The sequence below is a fragment of the Streptomyces durocortorensis genome (assembly GCF_031760065.1).
Lineage (GTDB): Bacteria > Actinomycetota > Actinomycetes > Streptomycetales > Streptomycetaceae > Streptomyces.
The window spans coordinates 3,488,096-3,502,458 of sequence record NZ_CP134500.1; the positions used below are offsets into that span (position 1 = coordinate 3,488,096).

13 protein-coding genes are annotated in these 14,363 nt (G+C 71.9%); all 13 read right to left on the reverse strand.

Going from position 1 to position 14,363, the window contains the following annotated elements; translation table 11 throughout:
* Positions 1-56 precede the first annotated feature (56 nt).
* On the reverse strand, positions 57-1,253 hold the full coding sequence (locus tag RI138_RS15375; RefSeq protein ID WP_398863051.1) for an MFS transporter: 1,197 nt from the start codon (positions 1,251-1,253) through the stop codon (positions 57-59).
* Entirely contained in the window at positions 1,253-1,792 is a 540-nt protein-coding gene (locus RI138_RS15380; RefSeq protein ID WP_311120384.1) for a GNAT family N-acetyltransferase, read from the reverse strand. Before RI138_RS15380 ends, RI138_RS15375 begins: the two co-directional genes overlap by 1 nt.
* A 4-nt stretch (positions 1,793-1,796) precedes the next feature.
* Positions 1,797-2,951, reverse strand: coding sequence for a type III PLP-dependent enzyme (locus RI138_RS15385; RefSeq protein WP_311120385.1), 1,155 nt, complete (start codon positions 2,949-2,951; stop codon positions 1,797-1,799).
* A gap of 20 nt (positions 2,952-2,971) precedes the next feature.
* On the reverse strand, positions 2,972-4,306 hold the full coding sequence (locus RI138_RS15390) for a DUF6271 family protein (protein ID WP_311120386.1): 1,335 nt from the start codon (positions 4,304-4,306) through the stop codon (positions 2,972-2,974).
* Complete coding sequence (locus tag RI138_RS15395; protein ID WP_311120387.1) at positions 4,306-5,325, reverse strand: phytanoyl-CoA dioxygenase family protein; 1,020 nt, start codon at positions 5,323-5,325, stop codon at positions 4,306-4,308. Before RI138_RS15395 ends, RI138_RS15390 begins: the two co-directional genes overlap by 1 nt.
* Before the next feature lie 42 nt (positions 5,326-5,367).
* The gene (locus RI138_RS15400) at positions 5,368-5,946 is read right to left on the reverse strand and encodes an HAD family hydrolase (RefSeq protein WP_311120388.1); all 579 of its coding nucleotides are present in this window, start codon (positions 5,944-5,946) and stop codon (positions 5,368-5,370) included.
* Positions 5,943-6,488: a hypothetical protein gene (locus RI138_RS15405; protein ID WP_311120389.1), complete on the reverse strand. Its 546-nt coding sequence runs from the start codon at positions 6,486-6,488 to the stop codon at positions 5,943-5,945. Before RI138_RS15405 ends, RI138_RS15400 begins: the two co-directional genes overlap by 4 nt.
* Positions 6,489-6,555: 67 nt before the next feature.
* Entirely contained in the window at positions 6,556-7,545 is a 990-nt protein-coding gene (locus tag RI138_RS15410; RefSeq protein ID WP_311120390.1) for a clavaminate synthase family protein, read from the reverse strand.
* Entirely contained in the window at positions 7,542-9,434 is a 1,893-nt protein-coding gene (locus RI138_RS15415) for a WD40 repeat domain-containing protein (protein ID WP_311120391.1), read from the reverse strand. Before RI138_RS15415 ends, RI138_RS15410 begins: the two co-directional genes overlap by 4 nt.
* Before the next feature lie 139 nt (positions 9,435-9,573).
* Positions 9,574-10,767, reverse strand: a complete 1,194-nt coding sequence (locus RI138_RS15420; protein WP_311120392.1) for a hypothetical protein — start codon at positions 10,765-10,767, stop codon at positions 9,574-9,576.
* Positions 10,764-12,083 (reverse strand): MDR family MFS transporter, encoded by a 1,320-nt coding sequence (locus tag RI138_RS15425; protein WP_311120393.1) that lies wholly within the window; start codon positions 12,081-12,083, stop codon positions 10,764-10,766. Before RI138_RS15425 ends, RI138_RS15420 begins: the two co-directional genes overlap by 4 nt.
* The gene (locus tag RI138_RS15430; protein ID WP_311120394.1) at positions 12,080-13,285 is read right to left on the reverse strand and encodes a glycosyltransferase family 2 protein; all 1,206 of its coding nucleotides are present in this window, start codon (positions 13,283-13,285) and stop codon (positions 12,080-12,082) included. The genes RI138_RS15425 and RI138_RS15430 overlap by 4 nt, the downstream gene beginning before the upstream one ends.
* Positions 13,282-14,355 (reverse strand): bifunctional diaminohydroxyphosphoribosylaminopyrimidine deaminase/5-amino-6-(5-phosphoribosylamino)uracil reductase RibD, encoded by a 1,074-nt coding sequence (gene ribD, locus RI138_RS15435; RefSeq protein WP_311120395.1) that lies wholly within the window; start codon positions 14,353-14,355, stop codon positions 13,282-13,284. The genes RI138_RS15430 and ribD overlap by 4 nt, the downstream gene beginning before the upstream one ends.
* Positions 14,356-14,363 lie beyond the last annotated feature (8 nt).

Here is a 14,363-nt window from a genome sequence, read left to right on the forward strand (position 1 = left end):
AACCGTCTCCGACCCGCAGCTGCGGGTCGGAGACGGTTCTTTTCGTACGGCCCCGATCAGCTCGCGCCCGACGGAGCGTCCGACGGGACCTCCCCCAGCGCCTTCCAGCGGATGCGGGTCGCGCAGGCCGACACGAGGAGCGCCGACAGCGCGACCGCGCCCATGCCCCACAGCAGGCTTCCTGCGGCGGCGATGAAACCGATCATCGCGGGACCGGCCAGCAGACCCGTGGTGCCCATGGCGGCGACCAGGGCCAGCGCGTCCGGTCCCTGGCGGGCGGCGGCGACGTAGAGGCACGGGGTCACCGCGGCGATGCCGAGCCCGACGCAGGCGAATCCGATCAGTGTCGGCACCACGCCACCGACCAGCAGGGCCACCGCGAGGCCCGAACCGGCCAGCACGCTGCCGACGCGGACGACCCGGCCGTCGCCCCAGCGGGTGCGCCAGCCGTCGGCGAAGAGGCGGGCCACGACCATCATGACCGAGACCACCGCGATGCCCAGCGGGGCGACCTCCGCACCGGCCTTGACCACGTCCTCCAGGTAGAGCGCCGACCAGTCGTTCATGGCGCCCTCCGTGACCGTGCCGAAGGCCATCGCCAGGCCCATCCAGATCGTCACCTTGGTCGGCAGGGTCAGCTTGCGGCGGCCCTTGTCCTCCTTGGCCGCTTCGGGCCGGGGGTCCTCCGTGAGCAGTCCCGGCCGGGAGTAGGCGATCAGCAGCACCAGAACGACCGCCGCCACGCCGAAGTGGGCCGCGAGCGACGTGGTCCACAGGTTCATACCGGACGCCAGGAGCGCGGCCCCCAGCGAGCCCGCGCTGAACGTGGCGTGGAGCTGGGACAGTGCCGTGCGCTCGTAGCGGACTTCGAGCGCGGCCCCCTGGGCGTTCATCGCGACGTTGAGGCAGCCGACGGCGACCCCGTCGAGGCAGATGACCAGGAGGGCGACCGGGTAGTTCGGTGCCACCGCCAGGGCGAGCAGGAGCAGCCCGAGGGCGAGGGCCGAGACGAAGGTGAGGCGCCGGGAGCCCAGCCTCCTCATCAGCGGTCCCACGAGGGGGAACGAGCTCGCCGCGCCCGCCCCGCAGGCCATCAGGAGGAGTCCCACTTCCGCCTCGCTCAGACCGAGTTCCGTCTTGAGGGCGGGGAGCCGTGACGCCCAGGTGGCGTACTGGAAGCCGAGGAAACAGAACAGGGCCGCGATCGCCACCTGCGTACGGCGGAAATCGTCGTTGATCCGGAACACCGACATCAGCTCACTTCGTTCTTCCGCGACGCCCCGCGCGCCGGGGAACTCACCGCCATGGACATGTACACCGCGTCCTCGCCGTAGCCCGGCGGCAGCCCGACCTCGGTGTGGGGTGCGTAGCCACGGGCCGACCAGAAGGTGTCGCTGCCTCCCACGGCGATCAGGGAGATCCGTTCGTAGCTCCGCGAACCGGCGGTGGCGGACAGGTGGTCGATCAGCCGCGTGCCCCAGCCCCGGCGCCGGAACTCCTCGGCGACGACGCAGTCGTGCAGATGCAGATTGGCCGAGCGGAAGACGGTGTCCTCCGCCCGCCCCAGATCGGGGTACCGGCGGAAGGGGTAGGGCAGGGCCAGTACGTAGCCCACGGTCCGCCGCCCGTGTTCCAGGAGGAAGCAGGTCTCCGGGGACGCCCGGGCTCTGGACTTCAGGGCCTCCTGCTCCTCCGAGAGAGCGCTCCCGGTGTACGTCCGCGCCTCCAGCTCGGTGATGCCGCTCCAGTCGTCCTCGACGATCCGGCGGATGCGTAGCGCGTCGTGACCCATCGGTTCAGGCCCTTTCGTCGATCAGCGTGTGGGGAAGGGGGCTGAACCCGTTGAACCCCTGGGTCATGTAGCCGGTGGCGTAGGCGCCGCACGCGAAGATCCAGACCGGGTCTCCGGACGCCGCGTCCCGGGGTACGGGGACGGGGTCACTGCCGTAGGCGTCGTCGCTGTCGCAGGTCGGGCCCGCGATGACGGCGGGCACGTGCTCCGTTCCGGTCCCGGCGTGGGTCGGGAAGACCAGCCGGTACCGCACCCCGTCCATCTCGTACAGGCCGTTGAACTTGCCGCAGCTCAGATACAGCCAGTTCTCCCGCTCCCCGTCGAGCTGCCCGCGTGTGGTCAGCCGGGACACATGGGCCCGGATCGCGCCGTGGTCCGCGACCAGATGGCGGCCCGGCTCCATGACGAAGCGGAGGGGTGACTCCGAGGCCTCGCCGAGCTGCTGCATGCCCTCGCGGATCACGGTGAAGATCTTGTCCACCGGAGGGTCGAGCCGTCGGCCCTGCCGGTCGGCGTACCCGAGCGCGGGCAGGCCGCCGCCGAGGTTGACGTGGTCGAGGAGGATGCCGCGCCCGTTCAGCGTGACGATGACGTCGGCCAGGGTCTCGAAGGCCCGGCGCCAGGCCTCGGACGTCATCTGCTGGGAGCCGACATGGACCGACAGGCCCGCGGGTGTCAGGCCCGCCTGCCGTGCCGCCTCCAGCACCCGGACCGCGTCCGCCGCCGAGCAGCCGAACTTGCGGCTGAGGCCCCACAGCGCGCCGTACCCGTCGGTGGCCAGCCGGCAGAAGACCCGGGAGCCGGGGGCGTGGACGGCGATCGCCGCCACGTCTTCGAGGCTGTCGGTGGCGAAGTCCCGGACGCCGAGGCGGTGGGCGGCGGCGATGTCGCGGTCGGACTTGATGGTGTTCCCGTAGTGGATCCTCTCCAGCGGAACCCCGGTCGCGATGGCCTGCTCGATCTCCCGGGGGCTGGCCGCGTCGAACCCGGAGCCCAGTTCCGCGAGGCGGAGCAGGACCCCGTCCACCGGGCAGGCCTTCATCGCGAAGCGGACCGAGAGGCCGGGCAGCTCCTCGGTGAGGGCGGTGAACTGTGCCTCGATCCCCGCGAGATCGAAGACGATCACATCCTCGGGGGCGGCCGCCAGGGCCGCGCGCATACGTGCTGTCCCGTCCATGATCACAGGCCCGGGCCCGACGGTCCGGGGGCCCCGTGAAGGCGCACGGTCCGGCTCGCCCGCACCATCTCTCCCCACGACTCGATCAGGAACGCGAAGTCCTCGATGTCCTCGCACGCCTCGTCGAGCAGCCGCTTCCCCTCCTCCTCCAGGAGCCCGGCGAACTCGGTGTACCGACCGCCGAGTCCGCGGTAGGAGCGGTCCAGGACCTCCAGCCGGTGGACGTTCCCGGACCGGTCGAGGCGCGTGCTCTCGCGGACGAGCCGGGCCGTCTCAGCCGGGCGGAGGAGTCCGTCCCCGTCGAGCAGGGCGCCGCCCGCGGCCGCCATCCGGTCGTAGATGTCGTTGAAGTAGAGCATCGACAGGAAGAACTTCACCAGCCGCCGGTGGTAGGCGCTGAATCCGGCGTCCGTGCGGCGTTCGGGGGTGTAGAAGTTGACGATGTTGCGGTTGTGCAGGACGCCGGGGAGCCGCGCGTCGTGCACGAGGTGGAGCAGGAAGTAGTCGCTGCCGATGGTGTTGACCGCCGGCGGCAGCGGCACGTTCTCGTACACCTCGCGGTGGAGGCTGATGTTGCACATGTCGACCCGCATGGGGTCGACGACGGTCAGGAGCGCGTGGTCCTGCCGAAACGGCTCGGTGCCCGCGCCGCGGAAGGACTCCTCGACCAGCTCCCGCTTTCTGCTCTCCGGCCACTCCGGGGGTGCCCAGAGGCTCACGATGTCGTAGTAGATCTCCGGGTCGAGCCTCTGCACCTCGCCGATGTCCACGGACAGTTCGCCCACGAAGGAGCTGCCGACCAGCACCACCGGCTTGTCCGCGTCCGACGGGTCGAGGCGGGTCTCGGTGACGCCGTCCGCCGCGTCCCGGGCGCGCCTGCCCAGCGAGGTGAGTTCGTGGTGAACGGGGTGGACGGGCGTGCCGTCCTCCTGGACCTGGAAGGCGCTGTCGGAGTCCCTGCGGTGCACCGACTCGCAGCCGAGAGCGCCGGCGATCAGGAAGGCCCGGTTGGTGCACGCCCCGTAGGAGACGTCGGGCGGGAGCATCAGATCGAGCAGCCGGTCCGGGGCGGTGGCCCCGGAGCGCTCCAGCACCAGCCGCAGGAAGTCCCGCTGCGCTGCTTCGTCGAGGTGGTGTACGTGGACGTTCGCCGCCCGGTGTTCGGCGGCGAGGACCCCGGCGTGCTCCTGGAACGTCCGCCGGTCGGAGGAGTCCAGGATCAGCAGGTGCACCTCGACGCCGAAGTGTTCCGCCGCGTGGTCGGCCTCCGCGCCGACCGCCGAAAGGGTCTTCGCGCAGGGCCGGTTCGTGGGGAGGGCCAGGCAGATACGGCGCATCACTGCTCCTTCCAGGAGGTGAGCCCGAGCAGCTTCTCGCCGAGCCCGGTCAGCTCTGCGGGGCCGTAGCGCAGGGATTCGTGCTTGGTCGCGTCGCCGACCAGCGTCCTGTTCCAGTCCGGGGTGGTGAGGTGGCGCCAGGAGTCGATCCGGGAGCGCCGCATCTCCTCGTGCGACTCCAGAGCGGGCATCATCGAGAGGTACTGCACCGAACGCACGCCGTTCTCGGAGGTGTTGCGCGCCACCCCGTGGGCCAGCAGGCCGTTCCAGATCAGCAGGTCACCGGCGTTCAGCTCGGGCCGGACCACCGGGTATTCGGCGCGGTCGGCGGCCGGCCTGATCGGGTCCCGGTCCGCGGGCTGACCCGCCGCCCACTCCTCGAACCGGTGGAACAGCTCGGGCGAGCACTGGAACCCGCCCAGCTCCGGCCGGGTGTCGTTGAGGGCGATGATCCCCTGGACCCGCTGGGGCGGCTCCGCGAGGGTGGTGTCGACGTCCCAGTGGAGCTCGATGTCGAACCCCTGGTCCGTCGGGGCTATCAGCGCCCGGTCGCGGTTCCTGACGTTGGGCGGGTTGAGGTTGAGCCGGTCCAGCGTCACCCACAGCTCTTCGCAGTCCCACACGTCGACGAACGCGTCGTAGACCCGCTGGGTCTGGCGGCTGTCCCAGATGTACTGGTGCTGGTATGCCTCGACGAACCCGTAGACGTACAGATCGCGTTCGAGGTCCGTGGCGAACTCCCGCTCCTCGTACCAGCTGTCCGGCCGGTCGGGGTCGAGTCCCTGGAAGTCCCAGGTGAATTCGAGGAGCTTCTGTGCGGCAGCGGGCTCGATCGCCTGCCGCACGATGACGTAGCCGTAGCTCTGCCAGAACGCGAAGTCCTCCTCGGACAGCACCCGCAGGGGGCGGGACTTGCGGAGGTCGCGCAAAGGGGCGGGCGAGACGTAGGTCTCGCCGTCGGCACTGAAGTACGCGAGGTCCGAGGCCGCTCGGTGCAGGTGCGGTTCGGGGTCGGGCATGGTCTCACTCCAAGCTTCGATGGTGCGTTGGTGCGTTGTGGTTCAGCCGGGCAACAGGCCGTGGGCAAGCAGCTGCTGCCGGGTGGCGTGCGCCGATGCGAAGGGGATGCCGATACCGCCGAGCGCTGTCACCGTGTCCGTGTTCGCCCGCATGTCATCGATCAGGACCAGGTCGTGCGGGCCGGTGCCGGTCTCCTCGCCCAGCAGGCGGAAGAACCGTTCGGAGGGCTTGCGGACGCCGAACCGGTACGAGGCGTAGACCTCCAGGCCCGTTCCGGCGAGCATGTCCCGCTCGATCTCCTCGATCCACCGGGGGTAGTTGGACGCGACCACGGTCCGGTGCTCGCGCGCGCACTCCGCGACGAGCTCGCGCATGCCCTTCAGCCAGGCGTAGCCGCTTCTCCTCGTGCGGTGGAAGACATCGGTGTCGAAGGACAGTCCGGCGTCCCGCATGGCGGCCCAGTAGTCCTCCTCCGCCAACTCGCCGCATTCCAGCTGGTGATAGGCACCCTGGGGCCGGACCCGCTCGAACTCCTCATAGGTGATACCGAATGCCTGTTCGTACGCCGATCGATAGGGGTCCGACAATAGGGTGTCCATCAGATCGAAGGCAATGATCATGAAATCCCCTCCGCCCCGGCGTTGGCGGCCAGCGCCGCCGCGTAGGCACGCAGCACCCGGTGCTCCCGCTCGTGGACGACATGGACGGGGGGCCTTTCGCCACGCCCGGTGCCGGCGCCGGCCATGACCGCCGCGTGGCGCAGCAGTACGTAACTCCCGGACGCCCCGGCACGGAAGGCCTGAGGGTCCTCATGGGCCAGCTTCGCCCACTCCTGGTGCCCTTCGCCCAGCGCCGCCCGGGACGCCTCCAGCAGATCGGCCCCGCACAGCCCCGGCCGCAGGGCGTCCACCTCGATGCCGTGCACCGTGGTGGTGAGGTCCACGCAGACCGGCCCGTCGTCGAACCCCTCCTCCAGCGCGCCGAGCGCGGTCTCGGCAGCCCAGTCCTGCTCCGGACCACGGCGGCGGAGCAGGAGCGCGAAGGTGAACTCGCAGGCCCGGCGCCGGTCGGCGGGCCCGCTCACCTTCCAGATCGCGCAGATCCGGCGGGAGCTCCCGAGGACGACCGCGTTGACGTGGAGCCCCGTATTCATGGATGGCATGCCTTCGTTCCCGCTGTTGTGGGTGAGCGGCCGGGGCCCGGTCCCGGGCCCCGGCCCGCCGAGGTGCTCAGTGGCTCAGTACGTAGCCGTCGCCGGGGCGATGGCTACGGGAGCGTCGCAGGTCGGCCACCGCGAAGGTGCGCAGCAGCCAGCGGTCGCCCCCGTCGTAGCGCGGCCGGAAGGCGGTCCTGCCGTGCGTGGTCACCCGGTTGTCCACGATCGCCAGGTCCCCCGGCGTCAGCCGGACCGTGTGGGAGGTGGCGTTGACGGCCGCCTCCAGTTCGACGAGCGCCTGGCGCGCTTCGAGCGTCAGAGCCGTCGTGGCGGAGAAGTCCACCCGCAGATCGGGGTCCTCCGGGTCGCCGTACAGCACCGGGCGCGGCGGAGTGGTCCCGTCCGCCGACCCGAAGGAGGGCGGCGGCTGGGTGCTGAACTCCGGGCGGGCGAGGACTTCCCTGGTCCGCTCCGAGAGCGTGGGCAGCGCCTGGCGTATCGATCCGGTACGCAGGCCCGCCGTGCCGTCGTGGTCCGCCCGCAGGCACAGCAGCATCACGAAGTCCGGGCGGTGGACGTGGAAGGCGTTCTCGATGTGGAAGGAGAGCAGGGTGGAGCCCGCGTTGCCCTCGAAGTCCTCCCTGCCCGGCACCGGTACGACGTCCTGCACCAGCGCGCCGGACTTCTCCGGTGCGTAGGCGGCCGGGTCGCCCAGACCGCCGGCGGCGGTCATCAGCAGGGCGGCGCCGGGCACGGTCGCCTCCCGGCGGACCGAGCCGTCCACCGTCGGGGTGGGCGGCAGCAGGGCCTCGTCGACGGGCAGGCCCCGGAACAGCATCACCCCGCAGTCGCCCGAGTCCCGGCGGAAGTCGCGTACGGCCGACCGGAACCGGCCCGGCAGCTCCTCCCAGCCGCCGCGGGCCGCGGCCGCCGTGTCGGGGTCGTCCAGCCGGCCGCCCCCGGCGCGGCACACCGTCTCCGCGGCCCGCCGGAATGCCGCCGTCTCGGCGTCGGAGAGGGCGAAGGAGGGGGGCGAGGTCAGTTTCAGGCTGAGGGATTTCATCGGGAGTCCTCCGGGGTCTTCCAGTCCGTCGCCAGCTCTGCCTGGGCCGGCGCCCGGGTGGGGTCGGCGTCCGGCGTCCAGGCGACCACCCTGCTGTCCCAGGAGGCGGTGACCGCGTCGTCGCCGAGCCAGGTCACGGCGCTGACCGCGCTGCCGTGCCCCTCCAGCACATGGCTGTGGAGCGGGGCGAGGGTCTCCGGGTCGAGGACCCACAGCCGGCCGGTGTAGTCGTACGAGCCCGTGACGAGCAGCGGCTTCCCGCCCGGGTGCCAGGCCGCGCACTTGGCCGACTCGTCGTGGCCGACGAGCACCTGGAGCAGCTCCCCGGTGTCCAGGTCGTAGACGCGGCTGGTCCGGTCGCGGGAGACGGTGGCGAGCAGCGCCCGGCCCGCCACGCTGGTCACCGAGCCGCCGTTGATCAGCTCGCCGTGGCCGCCGAAGGAGCGGATCAGCTCGCCCTCGGCGGTGATCAGGTGGGCCTGGCGGTCGGTCGAGTAGGTGACCAGGCGGTCCGGGTCCACCCAGGACACGTCCTTGATGGACCCGTCGTGGCCCTCGTAGTGGATTCCGGGCACCAGCTCGCTGCCCGTCCAGGTGTAGAGGTCGAGCCCGCCCTCGTAGTCGGCGACGGCCAGCCGCTTGCCGTCCGGCGACCAGGCGGCCCGGTTCACGGGATGCGCGCGCTCGACGGCGGCCACATCGCGTCCGGTGACGGCGTCGGCGACGCCGACCCGGCCGGAGAACGAGCCGTAGGCGACGAGCCCCGGCAACTGCTCGGACACGGCAACGGTGTTGATCAGGCTGCCGTTGCCCACCGGCACCTCGGTCGCGGTGGCCCCGCGGTGGCTCCAGACCCGGACCGTACCGTTGTCGCTGCCCGCCGCCAGCACCTCACCGGCGGCCGACACGTGGTTGACGCCGTGCGTGGACACCGGCGATTCGAGGGTGATCTCCCGGACCTCGCCGGGCAGGTCGTCCGCCGGGACCTCGGGTACGTCGATCACTGCGGGCAGCGCCGAGAACGTACCGGCGATGATGGTCCTGCCGTCCACGGACCAGTCCACCGAGCGGGGCCACAGGTGTGCCCCGTACCAGCGCACCAGCGGGCGGCAGTCGGCGATGTCCCAGAGGGTGATCGTGCTGTCGTAGGCACCGATGACGATGCGGGAGCCGTCCTGGGACCAGGCGACCGACTTCACGGCGGCGGTGTACGGGCCGACCTTGGTGACCAGTTCGCCGTCGGTCCGCACGATGTGCACGAAGCCGTCGTCGCAGCTGGCGGCGAGCAGGGTGCCGTCGGGCGACCAGCGGCACATCTCGGCGTGCCCGGCCTGCGGCAGGTCGCGCAGCAGGGCCCCGTTGGTGTCCCAGAGGCGGATGGTGGCGTCCTCGCCACAGCTGGCCAGGACGCCGGTGGGCGCGGCGTCGACCGACATGCAGTGGTCGGCGTGGAAGATCACGCCCTCTTCGAGAACGCCGGTACGGATGTCCCAGATGCGGCCCGTGCCGTCCTGCGAGACGGTGACCAGGCGGTTCTCGTCCAGCCAGGCCAGGGCGTTGAGGTCGTCGGGCTGCCGGGCGAGCAGCTGGATCTGGCGGCCGGTGGCCACGTCCCAGATGCGGCAGGTCTTGTCGGCCGAACCGCTGGCGAGGAGCCGGCCCGACGGCGAGAACCGCACGCCGTTGACCAGCCGTGAGTGATGCCCGACCCAGCGCGGGGCGGTGCCGGAGCGGTCCCACAGGGCCACCCGGCCGTCGTACCCGGCGCTGGCGTAGTGGACGCCGTCCGGGCTGAACGCCACGGAGGTCTGGGGGGAGGCGTGCACAGCGGTGGTGTCGCCGGTGCTGTCGCCGGTGGCCTGCGGGTGGAATACGTCGACTGTCCGCATGATCTTCGAACTCCTGACAGAGCGGATGGATGGGCTGAGGAAGGAAGAGGTGGGAAGAGGTGGAGAGGGAGAGCAGGTCTAGGGGCGAGCAGGTCGAAGGAGGGCGGGCCCAGGGAGAACAGGTCCGGGGCGGGCAGGTCTAGGGAGCGGTGCCGAGGGGCGTCGCGGCCGACGCCAGTTCCGCACCGGCGTTCAGGCCCTCCTCGGTCAGCCTGCGCAGCGGGTCCATGACCCGGCGCAGCAGCGGGAGTCCGACCACCTGTGCCAGACCGCCCAGCGGGATGGTCTCGACGGCACGCGCGCGGACAGCGGGGTCCGGCGTCCGGCCGGCGGCCGGGGCGGTGCCCGTGGTGGCCATGAGGCGTTCCAGGGTGGCCCCGTACAGCACGGCCGCGGTCCAGGCAGCGGTGGCGTGGTGGATCTGGAGTCCGGCGCCCGCCAGGTCGCGGAACAGCATCGCGGGGGTCGGCTCCCACCGGGCCAGTTCCCTGATCCGGTCGGGGTCGATGCCCAGCGTCTGGACGCTCTCGTCCCAGTAGCTCTTGACGTAACGGCCGCCGGGTCCCGTGGGGGTGAGGCCGTAGACGTGCCCCTTGAAGAAGTGGGGGTAGAAGTCCAGCGCCCCCAGCGTGCCCGTCCCGGTCCGCCGGGCGCCCGGCGCGTCGTCCACGAAGCAGGGCGAGAGCCTGGGCCCCTGGTTGTCGTTGCCCACCAGGCTGTCGCCCCCCTTGTGTTCGACCAGGTTGGGCACGGCGATGACCAGGGCGGTGTCGCGCCCCCGCAGGAACGCGGCCAGGGCCTCGTCGTCCGGAGGCGTGTCGCCTTGCAGCAACTCCTTCGCGTAGTCGGCGAATTGCTCGGCCAGGGCGCGGGGAAGCGCCACGGCGAGCGAGGGCGCGTACTCGTCCGGGATCGCCCGGGCCCAGCCGGCTCCGCTGAGTGCGGCGAGCCGCACGGCCGAACCGTTCCAGTGGTTCCAGTTGCTGTAGAAGGCGATGGGGTCGTGGGGCCGGTTCCCGATGGACTTGGCCACCAGGTCCAGGAAGCCCTCGGCGGGCAGGACGTCGTCCTGGAGGACGAGCCGGTGGCTGGCCGTGCCGTACGGTCCGGCCCAGGCGGCCGCCGCCGTACGCAGGGGGCTCGGCGGACCGTCCGGGTCCGGATCGAGGACGAGCAGCGGGTCGTCGGCGGGGAGCCGGTCGTCGGCGTGCGGACCTTCGGCGTACGGCGGTCGGGCTCCGGCGTCCAGCTCGGCCAGCAGGGCTTCCGCCTGCTTCCGCCGCCGGGGGTGCGCCATGACCCTGATGCCGGGGTACCGGGACGTCTCTGTCATGTCACATCCTTCGTGGTTACGGGGGCGAGTCCGGCGTCCGGGCCGCTCCCGGGGGAGGCCGGTCCGTCGTACGGCTCGTCGTGCGGTTCCGCCGCCTCCTCCTCCGTGCCGACCGGGGCGATCCGGTACGCGGTGACCTGGACCCCGACCGCCGCCAGCAGGGCGATCCCGCCGAACGCGGCGCACACCCACAGGGCCCCGCGGTCGAGTACGAATCCGGCGAGCAAGGGGATGAAGAGGCCGGAGATTCCCCAGGAGAGCTGGAAGAGCGACATGTACCGGCCGCGGATCGCGGCGGGCGCACTGCTCGCCACCAGGGCGTTGGCCGCGGGCAGGCTGATCATCTCGCCGAGCGTGAAGATCAGCATCACGGGGACTAGCACCACGATCGCGGTGGTCGCCGGGAGTTCGGTCACCAGGTACAGCCCGGCGAAGACCACGGCGAAGATCAGTCCGGCCCGGACGATCAGCCGCTGCCGGGGGACGTGGGAGACCTTCGCCGTCACCGGCATCTGGGCGAGCATGATGGCGACGCTGTTGATGCCGAGGAAGAAGGCGGGCGCCCAGCCGGGCAGCTTCATGATCTCCACCGCATAGGCGGGCAGGATCGTCGCGGGCAGCGCCCAGGCGAAGGTCAGGAGCATGAAGGAGAAGCAGAAGCCGGTGAACGCGTGGTCCTGGAACGCGGCCCGCCAGCCGGGTTCCTTCCCCCCGCCGCCCGCCTCCTTGGCCGGACGGTTCGACGAGACGCGTACCCCGGCCAGGAGCACCGCCGCGACGAGCGAGGTGACCACGTTCAGGGCCAGGACCAGGTCGGCGGCGCCCCGGCCGAAGAGGATGGTCAGTCCGGAGCTGGCCAGGGCCCCGGTGGCGACGGTGAAGTTCTTGATGGTCCCGACCGCCGCGTAGGTGGCGTCGAGTTTGCGGCCCGATGCCAGGTCCACCACGATCACCGGCCAGCTCGCCCAGTACAGCCGGTCCCCGGCCATCACGAGGAACGTCGCCACCGCGATCAGCATCCACTCGGAGGCGAACGGGTAGAGGCCGTAGCCCACTGCCGTGACCAGGTTGCTGGCCACCAGCACGGACTTCGGGGAGAACCGGTCGACGAGCCAGCCCGCCAGCAGGGCCACCGGCAGGGAGGCGAGCGTTCCGGCGCTGACCGCCGAGCCGATGGCCGAGAAGGACAGCCCGGTGCCGAAGGAGAAGTAGAGGAAGGCCAGCGGGGCGAACAGGCCCCAGCCGAAGGTGTCGATGAAGACGGAGGAGAAGATACGGCCGCGCTGCGGGATGCGGGGCAGACCCAGATCGATCATGTCGGGCCCTTCCCCGGCGTCGGGCTCTCCCCCGTCGCCGTCATGTCCCTCCCGGTCGTCGTCGCGCCCTCCCCCGGCGTCGGGCTCCTCCCCGCCTCCGGCCGGACCGAGTGCCAGGTGTCACGGCCCGTCGCCAGCTCCCAGACCGCCCGCCAGGCCGAAGTCGACTCCAGGAGCTCGAACGGCAGCAGGAACACCCACCCCGAACCGACCCGGAGGACCTCCCACACCGGGTCGCGGGAGACGCTGCGGATGCGCAGCGCCTCTCCGGCGAGCAGCGCGGCGGCGGGCAGGCGGAGCGAGCGGTAGCGCACGGCCCCGGCCATCACGGGCAGCACACTGAGCTGGCCGAGCAGGCTGAGGGTCATCAGCGTCACGGCGGTCCGCGGCCGGGCAGGCAGCGGCTCCCCGCCCAGGAACCGGAAGCCGATGTCGAGCTGGCCCCGGATCCACCGGGTGCGCTGGCGCAGCGCGGGCCCGACCACCGAGGTCCGGGTGCCGTACGAGAAGGAGACGATGCGCCCCATGCGTACGCCGGCGGCGGCGGCCCGCACCGCCCACTCGTACAGCTCCTCGACGCCGTCCTCGCAGAGCGGTCCGACCTCCTCCAGCGCCTTGCGGCGGAAGTAGATCGAGCTGCCGAGCAGCATGTGCATGCCGGTGCGGCGGTTGACGTACTCCATGGCCCCGAAGAACGCGGCCGACTGCGCGAGGGTGATCCGGTTGACCAGGTCGCCGCCCGCCTCGGGCAGTTCGATGGCGTCGACGACGTCGAGGTCGCGGGCCTCCAGCGCGGCGACGGCCTGGCGGAGCTGGCCCGGGTCCGGGACGGTGTCCGCGTCGTAGACGGCGACGAACGGGTCGTCGACCTCGCGGAGCACGTGGTTGAGGGCCTTCGCCTTCGGGGTCATCGAGGGAACGGCCACCACCCGCAGGTCACCGCCGAAGCCGGCCCGGGCCGACCCGGCGACCGCCTCGGCGGCCGCCACGTCCTCGGACCGGCGAGCGTCCACGAGCCAGCGCACGGACAGCTTCTCGTGCGGGTAGTCCAGGAACTGGAGCATCCCCGCTGAGCGCCGCAGGATCTCCGGGGTCTCCCGGTAGAAGGGGATGAGGAGGGTGACCGGGGGCAGCTCCGACGCGTCGGCCCTGGGCTGCTCCCGTGGTGCGAGACGGGCGTTGGGGAGGAGAAATCCAGTCACTGTGTTCCTCTGGTCCAGGCGGCGGGCCGGAGTTCGACCCGCAGATCACTTCCGATCCGGTCCACGGCGGTGATGCGGAGCCGGTGCGCCTCACCTATCGATCCGACGCCCAGCTCGCCGACGGCGCTGACGCCCTCGGAGCCCAGCAGCAGTGGTGCGACGTAGGCGACGACGCGGTCGGTGAGCCCCGCGGTGACGAAGGCGGAGGCGAGCGCGGGGCCGCCCTCGACCAGCACGGAGCGCACGCCGCGGGTGCCGAGCGCTTCGAGCAGGCCGAGCGGGGGGAAGCGTCCGCGTGCGTCGGTCTTCAGACGCAGGACGTTCTCCTCGTCGACGCCCGTGAGTCCGGTGCCGGGCTCAGTCACCACGAGCGTGGGGATGTCTCCGTCCAGCAGCCGGGAGTCCGGCGGCAGTTCGCCCCGGGCGTCCAGCGCCACCCTCAGGGGCGGTTGTCCCACGACGCCGTGGCGCAGGTCGAGACGGGGGTTGTCGGCCCGCCAGGTGCCGGACCCGACGAGGATCGCGTCGTGCCGGGCGCGCAGTGCGTGTGCGTCGGCCCGGGACTCGGCGGAGCTGATCCAGCGGGAGGAGCCGTCGGCGGCGGCGCTGCGGCCGTCCAGGGTGGTGGCGAACTTCCAGGTGACGAAGGGCCGTCCGGTTCGTACGGCGGTGAGCCACATCTCCAGGACGGCTTCGGCCTCCTCCCTCAGGACCCCGCCGACGACGTCGATGCCGGCCTCCGCCAGGCGTCGGGCGCCACCGGCCGCGACCCGGTTCGGGTCGGGCACCGCGTACAGGACGCGCCGGACCCCGGCCTCGATCAGCGCGCGGGAGCAGGGGCCCGTACGGCCCTGGTGGTCGCAGGGTTCCAGGGTGACCACGGCGGTGGCGCCACGGGAGCGTCCCCGCGCCTGCCGCAGCGCGTCGGCCTCCGCGTGCGGCGTACCGGGGCCGCGGTGGACGCCCGTGGCGAGGGTGGTGCCGTCCGCGTCGAGGAGGACGCAGCCGACCGCCGGATTGACGCCGGTCGATCCCACCCGCCCCGCGGCGAGCTCCAATGCCCGGCGCATGGCGGCCT

Bases quoted from the DNA above. Each gene is read 5' to 3' on its own strand.
- RI138_RS15375 (WP_398863051.1), bottom strand. From the start codon at position 1,253: ATGTCGGTGTTCCGGATCAACGACGATTTCCGCCGTACGCAGGTGGCG.
- RI138_RS15380 (WP_311120384.1), bottom strand. From the start codon at position 1,792: ATGGGTCACGACGCGCTACGCATCCGCCGGATCGTCGAGGACGACTGG.
- RI138_RS15385 (WP_311120385.1), bottom strand. From the start codon at position 2,951: ATGCGCGCGGCCCTGGCGGCCGCCCCCGAGGATGTGATCGTCTTCGAT.
- RI138_RS15390 (WP_311120386.1), bottom strand. From the start codon at position 4,306: ATGCGCCGTATCTGCCTGGCCCTCCCCACGAACCGGCCCTGCGCGAAG.
- RI138_RS15395 (WP_311120387.1), bottom strand. From the start codon at position 5,325: ATGCCCGACCCCGAACCGCACCTGCACCGAGCGGCCTCGGACCTCGCG.
- RI138_RS15400 (WP_311120388.1), bottom strand. From the start codon at position 5,946: ATGATCATTGCCTTCGATCTGATGGACACCCTATTGTCGGACCCCTAT.
- RI138_RS15405 (WP_311120389.1), bottom strand. From the start codon at position 6,488: ATGCCATCCATGAATACGGGGCTCCACGTCAACGCGGTCGTCCTCGGG.
- RI138_RS15410 (WP_311120390.1), bottom strand. From the start codon at position 7,545: ATGAAATCCCTCAGCCTGAAACTGACCTCGCCCCCCTCCTTCGCCCTC.
- RI138_RS15415 (WP_311120391.1), bottom strand. From the start codon at position 9,434: ATGCGGACAGTCGACGTATTCCACCCGCAGGCCACCGGCGACAGCACC.
- RI138_RS15420 (WP_311120392.1), bottom strand. From the start codon at position 10,767: ATGACAGAGACGTCCCGGTACCCCGGCATCAGGGTCATGGCGCACCCC.
- RI138_RS15425 (WP_311120393.1), bottom strand. From the start codon at position 12,083: ATGATCGATCTGGGTCTGCCCCGCATCCCGCAGCGCGGCCGTATCTTC.
- ribD (WP_311120395.1), bottom strand. From the start codon at position 14,355: ATGCGCCGGGCATTGGAGCTCGCCGCGGGGCGGGTGGGATCGACCGGC.